Origin of the sequence: Aquisalimonas sp., from assembly GCF_007120195.1 — a bacterium.
GTDB lineage: Bacteria > Pseudomonadota > Gammaproteobacteria > Nitrococcales > Aquisalimonadaceae > Aquisalimonas.
The window spans coordinates 13,711-34,471 of sequence record NZ_SKOG01000218.1; the positions used below are offsets into that span (position 1 = coordinate 13,711).

The window sequence follows — 20,761 nt, forward strand, 5'->3', positions numbered from 1 at the left end:
TCGGGGTTCAACGCCACCGCGGCAGCAGACGCAGAATCGCCAGCACCACGACGATGGCGACGAGCGTGGGGCCAAAGGGCAGATCACCGACCAGCGCCATGACGAAGGCGACCAGGTACGCCGCAATCCCGATCAGCATCGTAAGCAGCAAGGCAACCCGCCACCCGGGTGCGAGGGCGAAGGCCACCCATGGGGCAATGAAGATCAGGGCGAAAGAGGCCATCACCCCCATGGCCATGGACGCTAGCGCCACAGCGGCCGCGACCAGGATGTTAAAGCCAAAGCCGAGCATGGCGACGGGGCGACCATTGGCGCGATCTTGCCCGGGAAACAGGCGCGCCCGCAGCAGGTGGGGAGAGAGCCAGGGCATGACAGTCGCGAACACCACAGCGAATACCAGCGCCGTGACCAACTGCTCGATGCCGGTGAAGTAGAGCTGGCCGTCCACCAGGGTCTGCGCGAGGGTGCGGGCGTGGTGGCCGAACTGAGACCCAAGGATCATCGCGGCCCAGCCGCCGAGAATCATGACGGCATACAGGTCGTTGCCGGTGCGCCGCACCAGCCCGCGCGCCGCCACGCCGCCCCCCGCCACGCCAAGTGCCGCCAGCACCGGTGGCAGACCCATCAGGCTGCCAACGACGCCCCCGGCACCGCCAAGGTGCGCAAACCCCAGCGCCGCAAGCCACTCCTCGCGCATGCGCAGGTACAGGCCGAGTACCGGAAGCACCACCGCAAAGACCAGGCCGGTGAAAAACGGCAGCCTGAAGAGTGGATCAAACAGCAGATCCCACGGCATCAGGCGATCTCCACCATACGGTCCGCGACCTGCTCCAGGAAATCCCGTTCGTGGGAGATCACCAGGGCGGCCCGGCCCGGTGCCAGGGCGCGCAGGGTTTCCGTCAGTAACGCTTCGCCGTCGGGATCCAGGTTGTTGGTGGGCTCGTCAAGCAGGAGGAGCTCCGCCGGGTGGCCGATGGCGCACCATACGAACAGCAGCTGCTGCTCCCCGCCGCTCAGCCGATCGACCCGCACATCGAGCAGGGCCTTGAGCCGCGCCGGCAAATCAGCCGGCGCCACATCCATCAACCGCACAACCTCGCGCACACGAAGCGGGATCTCGCCGCTGCTGGGATCCAGGTTCAGGCCGGACTGTGCCTGATACGCCACCCGCAACCCTTCACGGCGCGTCACCGTCCCGGCAAAGACTCGCGCCCCGCCGGTGAGGACACGCATGATGGTGGACTTGCCGCAGCCATTCGGGCCGGCGAGTCCGACGACCTCGCCGGCCCCCACGGAAAAGCCGAGGGGCCCGACAACGGGCCCCTCGTAACCGGCCTGCAGGCCGTCGAAAGTCAGCAAACGTTCAGCCATTAGTCCAAGGGAGAGCGCAACGCCTCCACCCACTGCTCCAGCAGCGCAAAGTAGTCATCGGCGTCGCCACCGATCTCCACGCCGTTCATCAGCGTGTAGTACTCCCAACCGAGCTGTTCGGCCACGAACTGCGCGTGGTCCTCGCGCTGATAGGGATAACGGATAATGACGCCGTCTTGCCCCTCCAGATCACGGATCAGCGAGCGCAGGTGCGACCCCGTCGGCGGTACGCCGGGCACTGGCTCAAGGTAATCGAGATCCGGCACCCCGAGGCGTTCGAGCAGGTACGTGGCATCGGCATGATACAGAACCACGCCGGGTGCGCCATCCACACTCTCGCGCCATTGCGCCACGTGCTCTTCGGCGCGCTCGGCGAACGCCCGGGCGTTGCTCTCGTAGGTTTCGGCGTTGGCAGCGTCCTTGTTCGCGAGGCGGCCGGCCAATGCCTCGGCCACTTCCCCCATGCGGATCGGGTCCAGGTAGACGTGCGGGTTGCCCGCCGGGTGCACGTCGCCCCGCGAGCGGTCCGCCGGACCACCGCCACCGAGCAGCTCCACCTGCGCCGCGGCCTCGAAATATCCGCTCTGGCCCGCCCGCACGCCCGGGTTGTTGGCGCCGCGAATCGCGGCGGGCAGCCAGCCATCCTCCAATTCGGCGCCCACGGATACCACCAGATCGGCGCCACGGATGGCGGCCATCATGGACGGACGCGCCTCAAGAAAGTGCGCATCGCGATCCGGCGGCGCCATGGTGGTGACATCCACATGCTCGCCGCCCACGTGCTTCGCGAGCATGCCCATGTTGGAGGTGGTGGCGGCGATGTCCAGCGCCTGCGCCGCCGGTGCGACGGCAAGCGCCGCACTCAGCAGGCCTGTCAGGATCGTGCGTTTCGGCATCATTACTGCTCCCTCGCTCAGAACGGGTGGGCGCCGTGTGCGCCGAGGCTCAGGTTGTACTGGAGCATGAAGCTCCACTCGTCGTGACGGTCGCCGTTGCTGGGGTCGTCACTGGCGAAGTCGGCCAAGTTCACCTGCGCCCGCAGATAGGAGAAGTGCGACGGGTAGAACGTCGTGTTCAGGGAATAGCGGTAACTGGTGTCGAAATCGGCGAACCCGTTGCCCTCGTCGCGGTCATGCCAGGCCTGATTCTTGGCAATCCCCAGCGCTTCGGCGCGAACACCCGTGCGCCAGCGCGGGGCGATGCCATACACTGCCTGAAGATAGGCGCCATCCTGCTGAAAGCGCCCCGACGTGCCGTCGGCGGCGGCGGTTCCGCGCTCCCACTCGTTCGCGTCCTCGTGGTTGAAGTACGAAAAGTCGGTGTCGATGTTGCGATAGAAATACTCCCCCTGCAGGGTCAGGTCACCTTGACCCAGGTAGCCTCCGCCGTCGTATTTGTACACTGCGTCCACGCCGGCGAACCACGCGTCACCGTCCCAGGTTTCGACCCGCAGCCCCTGGCTGTGTTCATCCATGCGCTGGAAGGCTCGGGCATATCCACCGGAGATTCCGAACTGCGCCGCGTGGTCGAAACCGAGATCCGGGCCCCATTTCAGGAAGCTTGTAAACAATCGTGGACCGGACGCATCGTCGAAGGGCAAATCCTGAGCGTCGGTGCGTTCGCGCCGCGGATTGCTGCCATCAGGTTCGGACACGATCCATTCCGGACGCACGTCCATCTCACCCTCGAAGGTGGCGATGCCGGACGTCTCACCCTGCAGCACCTCGACACCTGCCTTGAGATAGGTGCGCGTCGGCAGCAGCCAGTTGAGCTGTACGCCAGTGTCCTGGAGACCGTGGTCGCCGAACAGGTACTCGCTGACCAGCGGCCGGTCGACGAAATCCCATTCGTGGGCGTGCTGGCGGTTGATATAGCCGATATCGGAGAGGAATCGACCACCCTTGATCTGCAGGCCCCAAGGCAGGCTGGTGGTGGTAAAATAGGCTTCTTCCAGGTCGACGGTGTCCGTACCCTCGATGACCAGCATGGCGAAGGCGTCGAAGTACGGGTCGACGGACGCCTCGAAGGCAAACTCTGTCTCACGAAGCTGAAACCCCTCTTCCATGCCATGGGCGTGACCGTGGCCATGCCCGTGGTCGTGACCTGCGACGAAGCCGCCCGGTTCGTGGGCATCACCACTGAACGTGTTCTTGTAAACGCCGTCCAGGATGACGGAGATGGAGGGATTGAAGGCGGTGCCAGCGCCGATGCGCTCCGTGGAGCCTGGACGCAGGCCGCCGAGAACACCACCCTCCTCCGCCAGCATGTCCTCCTGGGTGCCGCCTTGTCCCTGGCCGTCCTGTTGCGCCAGGGCGACACTCGACCCAAGCAGGAGCGCCGCCGCTGCGGCCCCCTGAACCCAATACGCTCCCTTCATGATTGCCCTCATGGTTGCGTAGCTCCAGAAACTCGGAATGGATGTCAGGCCCGGCGTCGACCGGAAAAATGGAATTATATAACGTCGCCTCACGAATGCAATATTATTACATTTCTTTCCCGTAACACAGGACCAACCCCCGGCCCCTGCAGCCAACCCGCGGGCTCGCTCGACCACAGGCCCACAGCGCACAAAAGAGCCCGGCCACCATCGGATGTTGGCCGGGCTTGCACGGGTGCGAGTGTTCCCCTCACCGCTGAAGGCGTTGCGCCTCCTCCCAGCCGGCGTCGGCGAGGATGGTGGCGCCTTCACCGACCTTGAGGGCGTCAGCGTTGGCGGCGTTACCGTCCAGGGCGCGCTTGTAGACGCCCTGCAGAATGGCCGCGAGGCGGAACAGTGCGAAGGCGGTGTAAAACGGCCAGTCGCTGATACCGCCCCGGCGGCCGGCCCGCTCGCAGTACATCTGCACGAACGCTTCTTCCGAGGGGATATTGCGCGCCTCCAGGTCCAGATCCTTGAGACCGCGAATCCCCGGCAGGCCAGAGGGTAGATGGTAGGGAATGCAGCAGTAGGCCAGATCCGAGAGCGGGTGGCCCAGGGTGCACAACTCCCAGTCCAGTACCGCCACCACTTCCGGGCGCTCCGGATGGAGCATCAGGTTCCCCAGGCGGAAGTCGCCGTGGGCGATGGTGGTCTCGTCGCTGTCCGCGGGGATATTCTCCGGCAGCCAGGCCATGAGCTTCTCCATGGACGGGTTCTCGCCGGTCTTGGAGGCCTCGTACTGCTTGCCCCAGCGGCCGATCTGCCGACCCAGGAAGTTGCCCGGCTTCCCGAAGTTGGCCAGACCCACGGCCTCGTAATCGACGTTGTGCAGTCGCGCCATGGTGTCCGCCTTCGCCTGGAAGATCTGGCGACGCTCTTGCGGCGACACCTCCTCCAGGGCCGGGTGGCTGTAGACCCGCCCCCGGATAAACCGCATGACGTAGAACGGCGTTCCGATGATGCCATCGTCCTCGCACAACAGGAGCATTTCCGGCACCGGCACATCGGTGTGGCGCAGGGCGGACATGACCGTGTACTCCCGCTCTATCTGATGCGCGGACGGGAGCAGTTTGCCTGGCGGCTTCTTGCGCAGGACATAGCGGCGACCACCGCACTCCAGCAGGAATGTGGGGTTGCTCTGACCACCCTGGAACTGCTTGACATCGAGCGCCCCACCGAACTCCTCCGGGAGCTGCTGCGCCAGGTAGTCGGCCAGCCTGCGCTCGTCGAATCGATGGGAGTCCAGGACATCCACCAGCTGTTGGCTCTCTTCGCTCATAACTGTCAGTGCCCCCATGCACGTCAGCGCCCGTCAACGGGCGAAGTGGCCTGCGGTTCAGCCGGATACCGTCTCGCCACCGTCGGCCACGATGGTCTGCCCGGTCACGTATGCCCCCATGCGTGAGCCGAGGAACAAGGCCACGCCGGCGATATCCTCCGGCTCACCGATACGCCGCAGCGGCGTCTGATTCTCCACGCGCTTGAGACGCTCCGGGTCTTCCCACAATGCACGGGCGAAGTCAGTCTTGACCAGTCCCGGCGCTATGGCGTTGACCCGCACGTTGGACGGCCCCCACTCCAGCGCCATGTTGCGCGCCAGCGCCGCCTCGGCGGCCTTAGACATGCCATAGGCGCCGATCACGGTATTGCCGCGCAGTGCAGCGATGCTGGAGAGCAGGATCACGGCGCCGTTGTTTCGCTCGGCCATCTGCGGCACCACCATGTTGCACAGTTGCCACGTGCTCTTAACATTGGTGTTCATGATCTTGTCGAAGGCTGCATCCGTGAGCTCGGTCATGGGGCCGTAGACGGGGTTGGTGGCGGCATTGCAAACGAGAATGTCAATGCGCCCCCACTGCTGCATGGTTGCGTCCACGAGTTGCTGCAGCTCTTCCTTGACGCCAATGTTGCACGGCACCGCAATGGCCTCGTGCCCCTTGCCCGTGAGCTCCTTTGCCACGGCCTCGCAGGCTTCGGCTTTGCGGCTGGAGATCACGACCTTGGCCCCGTGCGCGGCGTACGCCTCGGCAATGGCCTTGCCGATGCCGCGGCTTGAACCGGTAATCAGCGCGACCTTGTCTGTGAGATCAATCATGGTGTCTACCCCCTTGGCTGGTGCTGATGGAATGAGGGCAGCTCGTGCCCCGATGCCCGTGCACCTGGGTAGAGCTGCTGCGGGCGCAACTGGCCCGAAGGTTCGCGGCGGCGCATAATGGGCTGCCCGAATCCGCCACGAGTCAGGAGCTGCCGATGACGGCCACCCTCTCCCGCGTTCTCCTGACCAATGATGACGGCATTGATGCCGACGGCTTGGCCCATCTTGGGGAGATTGCCGCAGAAGTGGCGCATGAGGTCTGGATCGTCGCACCGGAGGTGGACCAGAGCGGCAGCTCCCACAGTGTGACACTGCACGACCCGGTCCGATGCCGGCGCCTTGGCGCCCGGCACTATGCGGTCTCCGGCACTCCCAGCGACTGTGTGCTCATGGCGACCCAACACCTCATGCGCGACGCACTGCCGGAGATGGTGCTCTCGGGCATCAACCGCGGCGCCAACGTCAGCGATTCGGTGGCCTATTCGGGCACCCTCGGCGGCGCCATGACAGCCCTGGTCATGGGCGTCCCGGCGATTGCGCTCAGCCAGGCCTTTCACAGCCCGGAACCGGTTCCGTGGGAGACGGCGCGCCGTTTTGCGCCGGCACTGATCCGCGACCTGGCCGCCACCCCATGGCGAAAAGACCTGTGTTTTAGCGTCAACTTCCCCGCCGTTGAACCGAACGCGGTTGCCGGGCGGGCGGTCTGCCGTCAAGGTCGCGGTTCGATCGCCGGCGTGCGCATCGAGGCGCGGACCGACACACGGGACAAGCCCTATTACTGGTTCGCCTTTCACCATGACTACTCCGCTATCAGGGCGCCGGACACGGACGTTGAAGCCCTGAGGCGTCACTACATCGCCATCTCACCGCTGCGCCTGGAACGCCACGACGAAAGCCTGGAGGCACAGCTTGCGGAACACCTGGGCGCGGAGCGGCCGCGCTGATGACGCCGGGCGCTGGCCCTCGCGGTTGCACACCATCTGCTAAGGCAGGCAAAGACTCACTGACTCGGCAATGCATGCGGGCTTGTCCTGGCCTTCGACTTCAATCACGACCTCGGCGATCATTTGCACGCTACCGTCGTCCCGCTCGCTGATGGCCTTCAAGCCCTGGCGCAGGCGCACCCGCGAGCCCGCGGGCACCGGGCCGGTAAAACGCAGCTTGTTCAGCCCATAGTTGATACGCGCACTGACACCGCGAATCTCGAGTAACTGCCGAGCCAGCAGCGGCAGGAGCGAGATGGTCAGAAAGCCGTGGGCAATGGTGGTGCCATAGGGTGATTCCCGCCGCGCGCGTTCTTCATCCAGGTGGATCCACTGATGATCGCCCGTGGCTTGCGCGAATGCGTTGATCCGATCCTGATCCACAGTGACCCAGTCGGAGACGCCAAGATCCCGCCCGCCAAGTGTCTTCAGTTCGTCCAGGCCATTGACTACCAGCACGTGGGTTCTCCTCCATTTGCTCTGCAAGGGCACTGTGGGCGAGGGCAACAGCGTGCATTGCACGCTGGCCGAGTGTCGCCTGCCACGCCGCAAGCCATCCTCTTAATTTCGCCTAGCGGAATCAGATTTTAAAAATTTTGCTTCTGAAAGCCAACACCCTATACTGATTCAAACTCGGTGGGAAGCAGCCGAAAGCCTCATGCTGCCCTGCACAATAAGGGGTTGTCGCGCTTGCCCGGTGGCTCCGCGTGAGGCCGTGTGCCTGTAACGGCGAGACCCCGCAACCAATGTCCGACGAGGAGAACACCATGTCCGACGCTGTAATTGCATCCACCGCACGCACGCCGCTTGGGAAGTCATTCCGCGGGGCATTCAACATCACCCACGGGGCCGATATGGGGGGCCACGCCCTCAAGCATGCCGTGGAGCGCGCGGGGGTGGATCCGGCGGAAGTCGAAGACGTGATCATGGGTTGCGGCATCCCCGAGGGTGCCACCGGGCACAACATCGCCCGGCAGATCGCCCTGCGCGCCGGCATGCCGATCACCACCGGCGGCACCACTGTCAACCGGTTCTGCAGCTCGGGCCTGCAGACCATCGCCATGGCCGCGCAGCGGGTGCTGGTCGATCGCGTTCCGGTGATGGCCGCCGGCGGTGTGGAATCCATCAGTCTGGCCCAGGCCAATATGAACAAGGTCCACCTGTACAACGAGTGGCTGAAAGAGCACAAGCCGGAGATCTACCTGTCCATGATCGAGACGGCGGACATCGTCGCCGAGCGCTACGGGGTCTCCCGGGAGTACCAGGACGACTACGCGCTGAAGAGCCAGCAGCGCACCGCCGCCGCCCAGAAGGCCGGCCACTTCGACGACGAGATCGTGCCCATGACGGTCACCCAGGCGTTCAAGGACAAGGAATCCGGCAAGACCTGGACCGAGCAGCGCACGGTGGAGATGGACGAATGCAACCGGCCGAATACCACCCTGGAGGGCCTGGCCTCGCTGGAGCCGGTAATGGGCCCGGGCAAGCACGTGACGGCCGGTAACGCCAGCCAGCTCTCGGACGGCGCCTCTGCCTGTGTGGTCATGGACGGCAAACTGGCGGAGCAGCGCAACATCAACCCCCTGGGCATCTTCCGCGGCTTTGCCGTGGCCGGCCTGGAGCCGGACGAGATGGGCATCGGCCCGATCTACGCCGTGCCGCGGCTGCTGGAGCGGACCGGGCTGAAGGTGGACGACATCGACCTCTGGGAGCTCAACGAGGCCTTCGCCGTTCAGGTGCTTTATTCCAAGGACCAACTGGGCATTCCGGACGACAAGCTCAACGTCAATGGCGGATCCATATCCATTGGCCACCCGTTCGGCATGAGCGGTGCCCGCATGACGGGCCATGCTCTGATCGAGGGCAAGCGCCGCGGCGCCAAGTACGTGGTTGTCACCATGTGCGTGGGTGGCGGCATGGGCGCGGCCGGCCTCTTCGAGGTCTGCTGAGCCGAGCAATCAACCCCCGCCCCCGGCGGCCCGCGGCTGCCGGGGGCGTTCTTGCGACGGGTTCCATCAACCGGCTGGAGAGTTTCAAGTCATGGATATCAATTTCACCCCAGAAGAAGAGGCGTTCCGCAATGACGTGCGGGCGTTTCTAAACGAGAAGCTGCCCCCCGCTCTCAGCGACAAGGTGCTCAACCACAAGCACCTCGGCAAAGAGGAGTTCGTGCGCTGGCAGAAGATCCTCTATGAGAAAGGCTGGGCCGCCCCGGGGTGGCCGGAGAAGTACGGCGGCCCCGGCTGGACACCCGTGCAGAAGTCCATCTTTGAAGAGGAAACGGCGCTGGCGGGCGCTCCACCGTTACTGCCGTTTGGCCTGGCCATGGTGGCACCTGTGATCATGAACTTCGGCAGCGAGGAACAAAAGCAACAGTTCTTGCCCCCGATCCTGTCGGCGGATACCTGGTGGTGCCAGGGGTACTCGGAGCCCGGTGCCGGCTCCGATCTGGCCTCACTGAAAACGCGCGCCGAGCGCCAGGGGGATCATTACATCGTCAGTGGCCAGAAGACCTGGACCACCCTCGCCCAGCACGCGGACTGGATCTTCTGCCTCGTGCGTACAGACCCGCAGGCCAAGAAGCAGGAAGGCATCTCGTTTCTGCTCATCGACATGAACACCCCCGGCATCAGCGTACGGCCAATCATCACCCTCGACGGTGCCCACGAGGTCAACGAGGTCTTCCTCGACAACGTCAAAGTGCCGGTTGAGAACCTGGTCGGCGAAGAGAACAAGGGCTGGACCTACGCAAAATTCCTGCTGGGGCACGAGCGCAGCGGCATCGCCGGGGTCGGCCGTGGCAAGATGGAGCTGCGCCGGCTCAAGGACATCGCCTCCCGGGAGAAGAAAAACGGCCGGCCGCTGATCGAGGATCCGACGTTCCGCTCCAAGGTCGCGCAGATCGAGATGGAGCTGGACGCCCTGGAGATGACCGACCTGCGCGTCATCGCCGCCGTCCAGCACGGGCAGGCACCGGGGCCGGAGGCATCCATGCTCAAGATCAAGGGTACGGAGATCCGCCAGGAGATCTACCACTTGATCCGCCAGGCCGTGGGGCCGTACGCCCTGCCCTTCCAGCCGGGAGCCCTGAGCGAGGCAGGCACGGACGACGCCGTGGCGCCGGACTACGCGCTGACCGCCGCGGCCACGTATTTCAACAACCGCAAGCTGACCATCTTCGGCGGCTCCAACGAGATCCAGAAGAACATCGTCTCCAAGATGATTCTGGGCCTTTGAGCGGGCAACACGGTTTACGGAGCACACAACCATGGATTTCTCTCTGACCGACGAACAACGTATGCTCCAGGACACGGTGGAGCGCCTGGTGCAGGACCAGTACGGGTTCGAGCAGCGACACAGCTACATGCAGGCCGAGGAGGGCTTTACCCGCGAGATGTGGCATCAGCTCGCCGAGCTCGGCCTGCTGGGCGTGCCCTTTTCCGAGGAGCTTGGCGGCTTCGGCGGCGGACCGGTGGAGACGATGCTGGTCATGGAAGCCTTTGGCAAAGGCCTCGTGCTGGAGCCTTACGTGGCCTCCATTGTCACCGCGGGCCAGCTGATCGGTGATTCCGGCAGCGACGCCCAGAAAGAGGCCATACTGGAGCCGCTCATCAGTGGCGAGCTCCTACTCGCTTTCGCCCACGGCGAGCCGGACAACCGCTACAGCGACACCCAGGTGAGCAGCCGCGCGGAACGCTCCTCCGGCGGCTATGTCCTCAGCGGCCACAAGGCTGTCGTGCTGCACGGCGACAGCGCCGACAAGCTGGTGGTCAGTGCCCGCACCGGCGGCGACACCATGGACGCCGACGGTATCAGCCTGTTCCTGATCGACGCCACGGCCCAGGGCGTCAGCATCCAGGGCTACCCCACCATCGACGGCCTGCACGCCGCTGAAGTCCGCCTGGACCGCGTACAGGTGGGCGAAGACGCACTGATCGGACAAGACGGCAAGGCGGCTGACCTGATCGAGCTCACCCAGGACCGCGGCGCCTTCGCCGTGTGTGCCGAGGCCGTGGGCGCCATGACCGTCGCCTGCGACCTGACCCTCGACTACCTCAAGCAGCGCAAACAGTTCGGCGTGGCCATCGGCACCTTCCAGTCGGTGCAGCACCGCATGGTGGAAATGCGCATGGAGCTGGAACAGGCCCGCTCGGCCACCATGAAAGCCGCGGCCAAGCTCGCCGGCAACGACGTTGCCGAACGCCGGCGCGCCGTCTCAACGGCCAAGAACCAGGTGGGCAGGGGCGGGCGCTTCGTCTCCGAGCAGTCCATCCAGCTGCACGGCGGTATTGGCATGACGGAAGAGTACAACCTCGCCCACTACGCCAAGCGCATCGCCATGATCGACAATCAGTTCGGGGACGCCGACGCGCACCTGGACCGCTTCTCGAGCCACATGACGGTGCCGAAGGAGCTTTGAGGCCGCTGACTGCCCGGGGCGTTCCACTCCGGGCAGCGACTGCACGGGGCCCGGGACCACTCGGGCCAGGGCCATCCGGCACCGTGGGTAAACAATGGCACGACCGTGCCCAACGATTTTCTCATCAACCAGCGACGGCAGCCATCATGGACAGCCCTATCGTCAACCGCCGCGACTTGGACTTTCTACTCTACGAACTGCTCCATGTGGAGCAGCTCACCGCGCGCGAGCGCTACGCCGAGCACAGCCGCGAGACCTTCGACGCCGCGATCGAGACGGCCCACCGCGTGGCCGTGGACTACCTCTACCCGCATAACCGCAAGGCCGACCTCAACGAACCCGAATTCGACGGCCAGCGCGTGACCACCATTCCCGAGGTCAAGCAGGCCCTGGCTATCTACTGCGACACCGGCCTCATCGCCGCCGGCCAGGACTTCGAGCGCGGCGGCATGCAACTGCCGGCCACCGTCGCCCAGGCCTGCACCGCCATTGCCAAAGGCGCCAACGTCGGCACCTTCGGCTACATCGGGCTCACCGTGGCCGCCACCAACCTGATCCTCGCCCACGGCAGCGACGAGCAGATCGAGCGCTACACCCCGCACATGCTGAGCGGGCGCTTCTTCGGCACCATGTGCCTGAGCGAGCCCCAGGCCGGCTCCTCCCTGGGTGACCTGCGCACCCGGGCAACACCGCAGGCGGATGGCACCTACCGCATCCAGGGGAACAAGATCTTCATCTCGGGCGGCGACCACGAGCTCTCCGAGAACATCGTGCATATGGTGCTGGCGCGGTTGCCCGACGCGCCAGCCGGGGTCAAGGGTATCTCACTGTTCATCGTGCCCAAGTACCTGGTTCACGACGACGGCTCCCTGGGGCGCCGCAACGACGTGCAACTCGCCGGGCTTATCCATAAGATGGGCTACCGTGGCACCACCTCCACCATGCTCAACTTCGGTGAGAACGACGACTGCGTGGGCTATCTGGTGGGCAAACCCGGCGACGGCCTCAAGTGCATGTTCCACATGATGAACGAGGCCCGCATCGGCGTCGGCCTCGGGGCCGTCATGCTCGGCTACGGCGGCTATCTTCACGCCCGCAACTACGCCATGGAGCGCCGCCAGGGCCGGGCTCCCGGCGACAAGGACCCCACCTCGCCACAACGGCTGCTCGTCGAGCACACGGATGTGCGCCGCATGCTCCTGGCGCAGAAGAGCTACGTGGAAGGCGGACTCGCCCTGGGGCTGTACTGTGCCACCCTGGTGGACGACGAGCGCACCCATCCGGATGCATCGGTGCGTGGGGATGCCGCCCGGAAACTGGCGATCCTCACTCCCATCATCAAGTCCTGGCCGTCGGATTACTGCCTGCGGGCCAACGACCTGGCGATCCAGGTCCTAGGAGGCTATGGCTACACCCGGGAATACCCGGTGGAGCAGTATTACCGGGACAACCGCCTGAACCCGATCCACGAGGGCACCCATGGCATCCAGGCCATGGACCTGCTGGGCCGCAAGGTACGCCAGGAAGACGGGGCGGCGTTCCGCTGCCTGATCGATACCATGCGCGCGAGCGCCGATGCCGTGGACGAGAACGGCCCAGCATCCATGGCCGGCCACGCCGCCGCGCTGCGACGCGCCCTGGACACCCTGTGCGACACTACCCAGGCCCTGGGCACGGTCGCCGCGACGGGCGATCAAGAGCGCTACCTGGCCAATGCCAGCTACTATCTGGACATGACCGGCCACATCGTCATGGCATGGCTATGGCTGCGCCAGGGCGCCACCGCGGCCGGGGCCGACGCGGCAACGGACGAAGACCAGGCGTTCTACCTGGGTAAATTGGCCGCTTGCCGCTACTTCTTCCACGTCGAACTGCCCAAGATCTACCACCTGGCGGAGCTGCTCCGCCAGGTGGAAGACACGCCACTGACCACCGATCCCGCCTGGCTATGACCGCGCAGGCCAACGAGGACACAAGACCATGGACATAAAGACCGACGATCCCGCCCTCAAGCAGGATTTCGAGCAAATGAACGAATGGGACGTGCGCGTCCAGCTCGCAGCGGCCTACCGCTTGGTGGCCCATTTCGGCTGGGACGATCTCATCTTCACGCACCTCTCCTGCCGCGTCCCCGGGCCGGCGCATCATTTTCTGCTCAACCCCTACGGCTACCTGTTCCACGAGATCACCGCCTCCTCCCTGGTGAAAGTGGATGAAGAGGGCAATGCCGTGGACGACGACGGCAAGGGCAAGATCAACCCCGCCGGGTTCACCATCCACAGCGCCGTGCACATGGCCCGGGAGGATGCCCACGCCGTCATGCACCTGCACGAGCCCAACTGCATGGCGGTGTCCGCCCAGGAGGGCGGGCTCAAGCCCCTGAGCCAGACCGCCATGCTGTGCCAGGCCCATCTAGCCTTCCACGAGTACGAGGGCGTGGCGCTGAATCTCGACGAGCGCGAGCGCCTGATCCGGGACATGGGCGACAAGAACATCATGATGCTGTGGAACCACGGCGTGCTCACCGCCGGCGCCACGGTGCCGGAGGCGTTCATCTACCTCTACTTCTTCACCCGCGCCTGTGAGATCCAGGTCCGCGCCGGCAGCGGCCCCCATCACGTGCCTGACCAGCAGGCCATCAAGACCACGCACGAGCAAGGCCAGATGCTCGGCGCCGCCAGCAAGCTCGCCTGGCCGGGACTGATACGCATCGCCGATGAGAATTACCCGGGATTCCGGGAGTAAATTTACGCCTCGAACAAATCCTTTAACGCCGGCGCCACGCGGCGGACGCTCGCCTCGCCCTCGGCGATGGCTTCGGCGGCGCGATCGAACTCAAGAAGACCGATCTGGGCGAGGCGCGGTGAGATCAGCAGGTCCGGCGGATCACCGGCCATGCGGCTGCGGGTGATGCGGTCCTGCATGATATTCAGGGAGTTCGCGGTCACCTGGAGGAGGCCGGGAGACGGCTCCATATGGCCACTGCCGATGTAGGGTACCGGGGGCATGATGAGCCAGGGTGCGTGTTCACGGATACCGGCTGCCAAGCGCTCCACCCAGTTGGGGTCGGCGCGCTGACCGCCGGCACCCACCTGCGCCACCTGAGAGCCGGCACGGCGAAAGTGGCGCCCCAACAGATCCCCGTTCAGGCTGACAGCGATGACCCGCTCAGCGCCCATGGCACGGCACAAGGACACGGGCACTGGATTCACCAGGCCGCCGTCCACCAGCCAGCGCCCCCGCTGATAGGCCGGTGTGAAGATCCCGGGCAGGGATATGGAGGCGCGCACCGCGTGCGCCACCGACCCTTCACGCAACCAGACCTCCAGGCCGGTATCGAGTTCCGTCGCCACGGCCCCGAACGGCAACCGCAAGTCGTCGAACTGCGGATCACCAAAGTGGTCCTGGAACGTTCTCACCAGACGCTTGCCTTCGAAAAAGCCGCCACTGGAGAAGCCAACGTCCATGTAACCGATGATGTCACGCCGGGTCATGCGTAACACCCACCCTTCGAACCCGGACAGGGCATCCAGCCCGTAAATGGCGCCGACGATGGCGCCGACCGAAGTGCCCGCAACCAGATCCGGCTCGATATCCATCTCCGCCAGGGCCTTGATTACGCCGATATGCGCCCAGCCGCGGGCCGAGCCTCCCCCCAAGGCAAGACCGATGCGGGGCCGATCTGTGATGTTGTCCTCCACGGGAATGCTTCCTCGTCCTGGTTGCCGAGGCCACACCAACAGCATAGTGGCATCACACACTCGCCGGGCAACGCGTCACGCGGCTGCCGCGTAACCGCTCCCCCAGGTCGTCAAACCTCGGGGCTATGCGGCGGCGTATGTGTCCCGGTCAGCTGGGCGAAGATCACGCCGCCCGCAGCACCCCCCAGCGCCATCAGCGCCATACCTAAGGGGCTGCGCGCCGCGGCGACTATGGTCACAGGCAAGACTGCCGCCATGAGGACCAGTGCGCACATGACACCGACCCCGCCGGCGAGGAAATAGACCCCCATACGCGCTTCCGGCATCCGCCGCGCCAGCAGGGCAGCCACAGGAAATGCGATCAGCAGGGCCGCAGCCACGACCACCGCCCACAGAGGCGCAAAACCCACAAGATCCTGCAGGGTAACGCTAATCCACTGCCTGGGCGTCACCTCCACGCCCAACGAGACGATGGCCGCCATGTTGAACTGGCTCTGGACCACCGACCCCAGCGCCGCAGCCGCCAGGACAGCGGCGAGCCAGGCCATAACGAGCCGTGCGGGTGAGGTCGATTCACGCATCATGCACACAGAGTCAACAGTATGCTGCTATGGTGTCAAATCCTGAGATCAGGGAATTGGGCAGAATCCATGACCAGAGAGACCATGGCGCTCCTTACGGCGACACTGGGGTTGACTTTAAGCGCCGCACTGCTGGCCGATGACATCCATCACACCCGCGAGGTCATCGCCGACGACCTGGAACACCCCTGGTCACTGGCCTTCCTGCCGGACGGCCGCAAGCTGGTAACGGAACGGGTCGGCCGCCTGCGGGTGATCGACGATGGCAGGCTGCTCGACGAGCCGGTGGCGGGCCTGCCCGACGTTTATGTGCGCAATCAGGGTGGTCTATTTGAGGTCGCGCCTCACCCGGACTGGGAAGTCACCGGCTGGATCTACCTGACATTTGCTCACGGCACCGACCGCGCCAATACCCTGCGCGTGATCCGCGGCCGCCTGGAGGACCACCGGCTGGAGGATGTGGAGATCATCTTCACCGCTGAGCCCGAGCGCGACACGCCCGTGCACTTCGGCGGCCGGCTGCTGTTCCTTCCGGATGACACCCTGCTCATCACCCTGGGCGACGGGTTTGACTACCGTGAGCGGGCGCAGAAGCTCGACAGTCATATCGGCACCATTGCCCGGGTGATGCGCGACGGCGAGGTGCCAGCGGACAATCCCTTTGTGAATGCCCCCGACGCGCTCCCGGAGATTTTCAGCTACGGGCACCGCAACGTGCAGGGCGTCGTCCGCGATCCGGACACCGGGCTTCTCTGGGCCCTTGACCACGGCCCGCGGGGCGGCGACGAACTGAACATCCTCTCACCGGGCAGCAACCACGGCTGGCCAGTGGCGACCCACGGGGTGGATTACTCGGGCGCCCGCATCACACCCCACCAGACCCTGCCGGACATGGAGGACCCGATCCACGTCTGGACCCCCGCAATCGCTCCGGCGGGCATGGCGCAGTACCGTGGCGACGCGTTTCCGGAGCTGCAGGGGGACCTGCTCATCGCCGGTCTCGTCGCCCGTAGCGTGATCCGGGTGCGTCTGGACGGCACCGCAGTGGCGGGCACCAGCCGCTTGTTCGAGGACCTCGACCGGCGCATGCGCGACGTGCGCGTGGGCCCGGACGGCGCGCTCTACCTGCTGACCGACCACGCCGACGGTGAGCTCATCCGCATCACCCCTGCCGCCGACTGATCCCATCGGCTCCGCACGCGGCGCCCCCCACCCCAGCGACGCCGATCGGCGCGTCACCCGGCGACTGAAGGAGGCGTTGAGGCTGCTGGAGCTGCTGGTCATCGATCACATCGTGGTCGGGAGCGAAGGGTGCGAGTCATCCGCTGAGTTATCGAACGGAACGCACGACGCGATCACCCCTTAAGGTCAGGTATTGGCTCTTGCACGGATGCATGCAAAAGTTGAAAATGTATGCATTGAATGCGACGAGAGACAGTGAACATGGCCATGCTGACGGTACGCAACCTACCCGATGAGGTACACCGTGCCCTTCGCGTGCGGGCCGCCCAACACGGTCACAGCATGGAAGCGGAGGTCCGAGAGATCCTGGAAGCCGCTGTATCGCCGGAAGGCCGGATAAAGCTGGGCTCTCTGCTGGCCGACATCGGCCGTCAGGCCCGGCTGACCGATGATGAGTTCGCTGTTTTCGGGGAGGTCCGCGACAAGACTCCGGCATGCCCGTTGAACTTTGAATGATGCTGCTCGACACCAACGTCATCTCCGAACCACTGCGCTGGGAGCCGGAGCCTCGCGTCATCGAGTGGATCGATGCTCAGCCCCTGGAAACCGTTTTTCTCTCGGCCATCACCGTGGCTGAACTGCGGGCTGGCGTCGCGCTGCTACCGGCTGGAAAGCGCCAGGCTGGACTGCAGGAGAATCTGGAGAAACGGGTGTTGCCCCTCTTCGCCGGGCGCGTACTCTCATTCGACCTGGCCTGTACCCGGGCCTACGCGGAGTCGATTGCCAGGGCTCGCAAGGCGGGATTCGCTATTGCAGCATCTGATGGCTATATCGCGGCCATTGCGGCTACCAATGGGTTATCCGTGGCAACGCGAGACACCAACCCGTTCGAGGCCGCAGGTATAGCGGTGGTCAATCCTTGGAGCAGCTAGCGTCCTGTAACCGACTTCCCGGCCGAACCGCTTAGCGACAATGACCGCGGTAACTCATAATCCCCCGTGCCTTCACACCCGGCCGCGACCACTACTTTCTGCTGGACCCACGCGGCACGGGCAAGACGTCGTGATGTGCACAGCAGTACCCCGAGGCCTTGCGGATCGACCTGCTGGACCCTGCCGTACTACGCACGTATTCCGCCCGTCCCGAGTACCTCAAGGAGGTCGTCACGGCAAACTCCTCCCGGAAGCACATCGTCATTGACGAGATTCAGAAGCTCCCGGAACTGCTGGAAGTCGTGCACCTGCTCATCGAGTGCAAAACCTGACAATAGTTTCTGAGAGCTGTGTTAAAGGCGGGGGAAGGCGTCGTCAGCTGATACCGGACGTTACTATTTGGGGTGAGCGCCGGCTCTCCGAGGGGCCACGGCACTGGTGGGTGTCCCGCGATACGTACTTTCCGGCCTATTCGGGATGCGATTGGAGGAGGTGAAAAGGACCGAGCCCCCTCCGCCGACCACATCCCAAGAGGCGTCAACGTACATCCCCGCCCCCGTCACCGCCGGGCGAATCGACTCCGCCACGGCCGCCTTCGCCCAACTCGCCCCTTTTGCGTCGGCTGGCGACGAGGCGCGGGGTTTCCGCGCGGCCGTCGGCGCCTTCGATCCGGCCCTCCCACGGCTCTTCGGCCTCGTGCTCGCGTCCGTCCTGCAGGCCGGAACGGATGTGGACGTCCTGTTGCGGGAAGGAGATGGTAATTCCTGCCTGATTGAACGTCTCGGTGATCGCGAAGTGCAGATCGCTCTGTACGATCAGGAAAAGGTCGGTCTCGCGAATGAAGCAGCGCAGTTCGAAGTGCATCCCGGAATCCCCAAAGCGGCGGAACAGCGCCAGCGGAACCGGATAGCGCACCACGTCCCTGTGCTTCTCGGCGCAGCGCAGCAGCAGGCGCGCGACCTCCTTCGGATCGGTGCCGTATGCCACACGAACGGGAATGATGATGCGCGCGATGCGGTCCTTGTGCGTCCAGTTCGTCACCGCCGTCGTGATCAGGTCGGAGTTCGGGACGATCACCGCCGAACGGTCGAAGGTCTCGATCTCGGTGGAGCGAACCGAGATGTGCTTGACGATCCCCTCGTTGCCGCCGACCACGATCCAGTCGCCGACCTTGATCGGCCGCTCGATCAACAGCAAGAGCCCGGCGACGAAGTTCTCCACCACCGCCCGCAGCCCGAAGCCGATGCCCACCGAGAGTGCGCCCGCCACCAGCGCGAGGTTCGAGAAATCGACGCCCAGCGCGGAGATCGATAGCAGGAGCGCGATGCCGACGCCGAGATAGCCGACGCCCGAAGCGATCGAGTTACGCGCGCCGTAATCGAGCTTGGTGTTCGGCAGCACCTTATTGGAGAGCCAGCGGCGGAAGATGTTCGTGACGAAGAGCGCCACCGCGAACACGAGCGCTGCCGCCATGATGTCGAACAGGGAGATCGTGACCCCCGCGACCTCAACCCCCGAGATGATCTGCCGGGTCCAGATCTCCAGCGTGGTCGCCGGCACGCCGTAAATCAGCAGAAGCAGGTAGACCAGCGGCAGGAAGATCAGGACGTCGACGAGAAGCCCGATCCAGAAGTTCGTGAGTTTGTAGCTCGCCACGGAGCCGCCGGCTTCGTGGCGAGCGAAGGCGTGCTGCCCGGATCGCATCCACCAGGCGAGCAGACGGTCGATGATTTCGTGCGCGGCTAACCGTATCAAAAGAGCGAAGCCAAGAAGAACTATCGTGATAACGATGCGCGACTGCACGAAATAGGCTAAGCGGCTGTAGCCCGCCACGGCGGCAAAGGGCGCCAGAAAGACCATAAGCCGCAGAAGCGCCCGCATCCGGTCTAGCCATTGGCTGCCGCGGGCTTCCGCGCCGCCCTTGGCCTCTGGGGATTCGGCCTCGGCGCCGGGCACCGGTTCGACCTCTTCACCTGCCTGCACCTTTGCGCCGCGCTGGGACTCCGCAATCGATCCCACCCAGTAGTCGGGCCGCAGAACCCAGACAAGCTGCATCGCCACGATGGTCGTGATAATCAGGAAGGATACCGCCTCAAGTTCCGGCGTCAGGCGCCCGGAGCTATAGGCCGTGACCAGCAGCACGCCTGAGAGCGCAATGACCGCCGCCAAGCTCCGGATTGCGTGAAGCAGAGTCCACGCATGGTCCGGATGCACGGGCAGAATGCGCCAGGCGACCATCCGGGGCGAAAGCGCGGCGCGGCTAAGGCCAGTCACCAGCAGAAAGCCCCCGATCCCGGCGGCGGAGGCATAAATCAGCGTCGCGAAGTGGCCGGTGAGGAGATCGTAGAAATAGAGCCCCGCCACGACGAAGGCAATGATCACCGCTGGAATGACCGCATTCGCTAACCCGTCCGCGAGCGCCGCCACAAGCCTTCGGCCATAGCTTGGGCTTTCTGCCTCGGGCTCGCTGCCAAATCTCCGAATAATCCAGCGCCTGAGCGGCCAGCCGATCACAACGCCGATGATCGGCACACCAAGAAGAACGCCGAGTCCGCGCCATGGCCTTTCGTGTGTTTCCTGGCGCTCTTCCCACCAGGTCAGCGGCGCGCGAATGATGAGCGCCACGAAGTTCAGGGCCTCGCTGAAGCCGGACTGCCAGACCTGCGGCGTGACCGGCGGCGGATTTTGGACGAGGATCACTTCGCGAAAGCGTGCCTGCTCCCACGTCGCGATATCTCCCAGCAGTTCGTTCGCCCTGACGCGCGCCAGATTGGCCTGTCTCGACCTGCCCTCGAAGGTGCTGACCTGATCGCGCAGATTTTCGCGCAAGCGGGCGATCGTCGCGTCCTCCGCCGGTGCGTCTTCCGCGGGCGGCGGGCCGAGCGCTTCCAGTTGCTGACGCACGGTGACAAGTCGGGCGACGGCCGTTGCCTGCGCCTGTTCGGCGCCGCTTACGGCGTCTTGAAGGGCGCGCCTCACCTCGTACACATCGTCGGCCAGGAAGTCGACTTCCAACGCCCGCTCCGCGCGTTCGATCGTGCGCTCCCATTCGGCTTGCCGTTCCTCGAAATCGGGCA

21 protein-coding genes are annotated in these 20,761 nt (G+C 64.9%); 11 read left to right on the top strand and 10 right to left on the bottom strand.

The genetic code is table 11. The features are described from left to right. Positions 1-7: 7 nt before the first annotated feature. From QZT63_RS15470 to QZT63_RS15495, 6 genes are all read right to left on the bottom strand, one after another. Positions 8-796: a metal ABC transporter permease gene (locus QZT63_RS15470; protein WP_290652394.1), complete on the bottom strand. Its 789-nt coding sequence runs from the start codon at positions 794-796 to the stop codon at positions 8-10. Next, complete coding sequence (locus QZT63_RS15475) at positions 796-1,371, bottom strand: ATP-binding cassette domain-containing protein (RefSeq protein ID WP_290652395.1); 576 nt, start codon at positions 1,369-1,371, stop codon at positions 796-798. Before QZT63_RS15475 ends, QZT63_RS15470 begins: the two co-directional genes overlap by 1 nt. Further along, positions 1,371-2,270, bottom strand: a complete 900-nt coding sequence (locus QZT63_RS15480) for a metal ABC transporter substrate-binding protein (protein WP_290652396.1) — start codon at positions 2,268-2,270, stop codon at positions 1,371-1,373. Before QZT63_RS15480 ends, QZT63_RS15475 begins: the two co-directional genes overlap by 1 nt. 14 nt (positions 2,271-2,284) lie before the next feature. After that, positions 2,285-3,748, bottom strand: a complete 1,464-nt coding sequence (locus QZT63_RS15485) for a zinc-regulated TonB-dependent outer membrane receptor (protein WP_290652397.1) — start codon at positions 3,746-3,748, stop codon at positions 2,285-2,287. A 250-nt stretch (positions 3,749-3,998) separates the two neighbouring features. Further along, the gene (locus tag QZT63_RS15490; RefSeq protein WP_290652398.1) at positions 3,999-5,069 is read right to left on the bottom strand and encodes a phosphotransferase family protein; all 1,071 of its coding nucleotides are present in this window, start codon (positions 5,067-5,069) and stop codon (positions 3,999-4,001) included. A gap of 57 nt (positions 5,070-5,126) precedes the next feature. Then, complete coding sequence (locus tag QZT63_RS15495; RefSeq protein WP_290652399.1) at positions 5,127-5,885, bottom strand: SDR family NAD(P)-dependent oxidoreductase; 759 nt, start codon at positions 5,883-5,885, stop codon at positions 5,127-5,129. Positions 5,886-6,040: 155 nt separating this feature from the next. On the opposite strand from QZT63_RS15495, the gene surE reads away from it, so the two are divergent. Next, the gene (surE, locus tag QZT63_RS15500; protein ID WP_290652400.1) at positions 6,041-6,829 is read left to right on the top strand and encodes a 5'/3'-nucleotidase SurE; all 789 of its coding nucleotides are present in this window, start codon (positions 6,041-6,043) and stop codon (positions 6,827-6,829) included. 39 nt (positions 6,830-6,868) lie between these two features. On the opposite strand, the gene QZT63_RS15505 is transcribed toward surE, so the two are convergent. Then, a complete protein-coding gene (locus QZT63_RS15505; RefSeq protein WP_290652401.1) occupies positions 6,869-7,327 on the bottom strand; it encodes a MaoC family dehydratase in 459 nt (152 codons plus the stop codon). Between the two features lie 308 nt (positions 7,328-7,635). Between QZT63_RS15505 and QZT63_RS15510 the strand changes: the two genes are divergently transcribed. The 5 genes from QZT63_RS15510 to QZT63_RS15530 all read left to right on the top strand — a co-directional run bounded on the left by QZT63_RS15510 (position 7,636) and on the right by QZT63_RS15530 (position 14,033). After that, complete coding sequence (locus QZT63_RS15510) at positions 7,636-8,817, top strand: acetyl-CoA C-acyltransferase (RefSeq protein ID WP_290652402.1); 1,182 nt, start codon at positions 7,636-7,638, stop codon at positions 8,815-8,817. 91 nt (positions 8,818-8,908) lie between these two features. Continuing rightward, positions 8,909-10,105 (top strand): acyl-CoA dehydrogenase family protein, encoded by a 1,197-nt coding sequence (locus QZT63_RS15515; RefSeq protein WP_290652403.1) that lies wholly within the window; start codon positions 8,909-8,911, stop codon positions 10,103-10,105. Between the two features lie 31 nt (positions 10,106-10,136). Continuing rightward, positions 10,137-11,288, top strand: coding sequence for an acyl-CoA dehydrogenase (locus QZT63_RS15520; RefSeq protein WP_290652404.1), 1,152 nt, complete (start codon positions 10,137-10,139; stop codon positions 11,286-11,288). Between the two features lie 146 nt (positions 11,289-11,434). Then, a complete protein-coding gene (locus tag QZT63_RS15525) occupies positions 11,435-13,240 on the top strand; it encodes an acyl-CoA dehydrogenase (protein WP_290652405.1) in 1,806 nt (601 codons plus the stop codon). A gap of 28 nt (positions 13,241-13,268) precedes the next feature. After that, positions 13,269-14,033 (top strand): class II aldolase/adducin family protein, encoded by a 765-nt coding sequence (locus tag QZT63_RS15530; protein WP_290652406.1) that lies wholly within the window; start codon positions 13,269-13,271, stop codon positions 14,031-14,033. 2 nt (positions 14,034-14,035) lie between these two features. Here the strand turns inward: QZT63_RS15530 and QZT63_RS15535 are convergent, their stop codons facing one another. Together QZT63_RS15535 and QZT63_RS15540 are read right to left on the bottom strand one after the other, a co-directional pair. Next, positions 14,036-14,989, bottom strand: a complete 954-nt coding sequence (locus tag QZT63_RS15535; protein WP_290652407.1) for a patatin-like phospholipase family protein — start codon at positions 14,987-14,989, stop codon at positions 14,036-14,038. A gap of 110 nt (positions 14,990-15,099) precedes the next feature. After that, on the bottom strand, positions 15,100-15,573 hold the full coding sequence (locus QZT63_RS15540) for a hypothetical protein (protein ID WP_290652408.1): 474 nt from the start codon (positions 15,571-15,573) through the stop codon (positions 15,100-15,102). 66 nt (positions 15,574-15,639) lie between these two features. Between QZT63_RS15540 and QZT63_RS15545 the strand changes: the two genes are divergently transcribed. The 5 genes from QZT63_RS15545 to QZT63_RS15565 all read left to right on the top strand — a co-directional run bounded on the left by QZT63_RS15545 (position 15,640) and on the right by QZT63_RS15565 (position 18,016). Beyond that, positions 15,640-16,752: a PQQ-dependent sugar dehydrogenase gene (locus QZT63_RS15545; RefSeq protein WP_290652409.1), complete on the top strand. Its 1,113-nt coding sequence runs from the start codon at positions 15,640-15,642 to the stop codon at positions 16,750-16,752. Beyond that, the gene (locus QZT63_RS15550; protein WP_290652410.1) at positions 16,718-16,936 is read left to right on the top strand and encodes a JAB domain-containing protein; all 219 of its coding nucleotides are present in this window, start codon (positions 16,718-16,720) and stop codon (positions 16,934-16,936) included. Before QZT63_RS15545 ends, QZT63_RS15550 begins: the two co-directional genes overlap by 35 nt. 77 nt (positions 16,937-17,013) lie before the next feature. Then, a complete protein-coding gene (locus QZT63_RS15555) occupies positions 17,014-17,268 on the top strand; it encodes an Arc family DNA-binding protein (RefSeq protein ID WP_290652414.1) in 255 nt (84 codons plus the stop codon). After that, on the top strand, positions 17,265-17,684 hold the full coding sequence (locus QZT63_RS15560; RefSeq protein WP_290652411.1) for a type II toxin-antitoxin system VapC family toxin: 420 nt from the start codon (positions 17,265-17,267) through the stop codon (positions 17,682-17,684). The genes QZT63_RS15555 and QZT63_RS15560 overlap by 4 nt, the downstream gene beginning before the upstream one ends. A 158-nt stretch (positions 17,685-17,842) precedes the next feature. Beyond that, positions 17,843-18,016 (top strand): hypothetical protein, encoded by a 174-nt coding sequence (locus tag QZT63_RS15565; protein ID WP_290652412.1) that lies wholly within the window; start codon positions 17,843-17,845, stop codon positions 18,014-18,016. 205 nt (positions 18,017-18,221) lie between these two features. Here the strand turns inward: QZT63_RS15565 and QZT63_RS15570 are convergent. After that, positions 18,222-20,761, bottom strand: a 2,540-nt coding sequence (locus tag QZT63_RS15570; RefSeq protein WP_290652413.1) for a mechanosensitive ion channel domain-containing protein, incomplete at its 5' end; no start/stop codon positions are given.

What these genes read in the sequence shown, in the direction of transcription:
- QZT63_RS15555 (WP_290652414.1), top strand. Translation starts at nt 17,014, where the DNA reads ATGGCCATGCTGACGGTACGCAACCTACCCGATGAGGTACACCGTGCC.
- QZT63_RS15520 (WP_290652404.1), top strand. Translation starts at nt 10,137, where the DNA reads ATGGATTTCTCTCTGACCGACGAACAACGTATGCTCCAGGACACGGTG.
- QZT63_RS15495 (WP_290652399.1), bottom strand. Translation starts at nt 5,885, where the DNA reads ATGATTGATCTCACAGACAAGGTCGCGCTGATTACCGGTTCAAGCCGC.
- QZT63_RS15490 (WP_290652398.1), bottom strand. Translation starts at nt 5,069, where the DNA reads ATGAGCGAAGAGAGCCAACAGCTGGTGGATGTCCTGGACTCCCATCGA.
- QZT63_RS15480 (WP_290652396.1), bottom strand. Translation starts at nt 2,270, where the DNA reads ATGATGCCGAAACGCACGATCCTGACAGGCCTGCTGAGTGCGGCGCTT.
- QZT63_RS15515 (WP_290652403.1), top strand. Translation starts at nt 8,909, where the DNA reads ATGGATATCAATTTCACCCCAGAAGAAGAGGCGTTCCGCAATGACGTG.
- QZT63_RS15560 (WP_290652411.1), top strand. Translation starts at nt 17,265, where the DNA reads ATGATGCTGCTCGACACCAACGTCATCTCCGAACCACTGCGCTGGGAG.
- surE (WP_290652400.1), top strand. Translation starts at nt 6,041, where the DNA reads ATGACGGCCACCCTCTCCCGCGTTCTCCTGACCAATGATGACGGCATT.
- QZT63_RS15525 (WP_290652405.1), top strand. Translation starts at nt 11,435, where the DNA reads ATGGACAGCCCTATCGTCAACCGCCGCGACTTGGACTTTCTACTCTAC.
- QZT63_RS15545 (WP_290652409.1), top strand. Translation starts at nt 15,640, where the DNA reads ATGACCAGAGAGACCATGGCGCTCCTTACGGCGACACTGGGGTTGACT.
- QZT63_RS15470 (WP_290652394.1), bottom strand. Translation starts at nt 796, where the DNA reads ATGCCGTGGGATCTGCTGTTTGATCCACTCTTCAGGCTGCCGTTTTTC.
- QZT63_RS15485 (WP_290652397.1), bottom strand. Translation starts at nt 3,748, where the DNA reads ATGAAGGGAGCGTATTGGGTTCAGGGGGCCGCAGCGGCGGCGCTCCTG.
- QZT63_RS15510 (WP_290652402.1), top strand. Translation starts at nt 7,636, where the DNA reads ATGTCCGACGCTGTAATTGCATCCACCGCACGCACGCCGCTTGGGAAG.
- QZT63_RS15530 (WP_290652406.1), top strand. Translation starts at nt 13,269, where the DNA reads ATGGACATAAAGACCGACGATCCCGCCCTCAAGCAGGATTTCGAGCAA.
- QZT63_RS15475 (WP_290652395.1), bottom strand. Translation starts at nt 1,371, where the DNA reads ATGGCTGAACGTTTGCTGACTTTCGACGGCCTGCAGGCCGGTTACGAG.
- QZT63_RS15540 (WP_290652408.1), bottom strand. Translation starts at nt 15,573, where the DNA reads ATGATGCGTGAATCGACCTCACCCGCACGGCTCGTTATGGCCTGGCTC.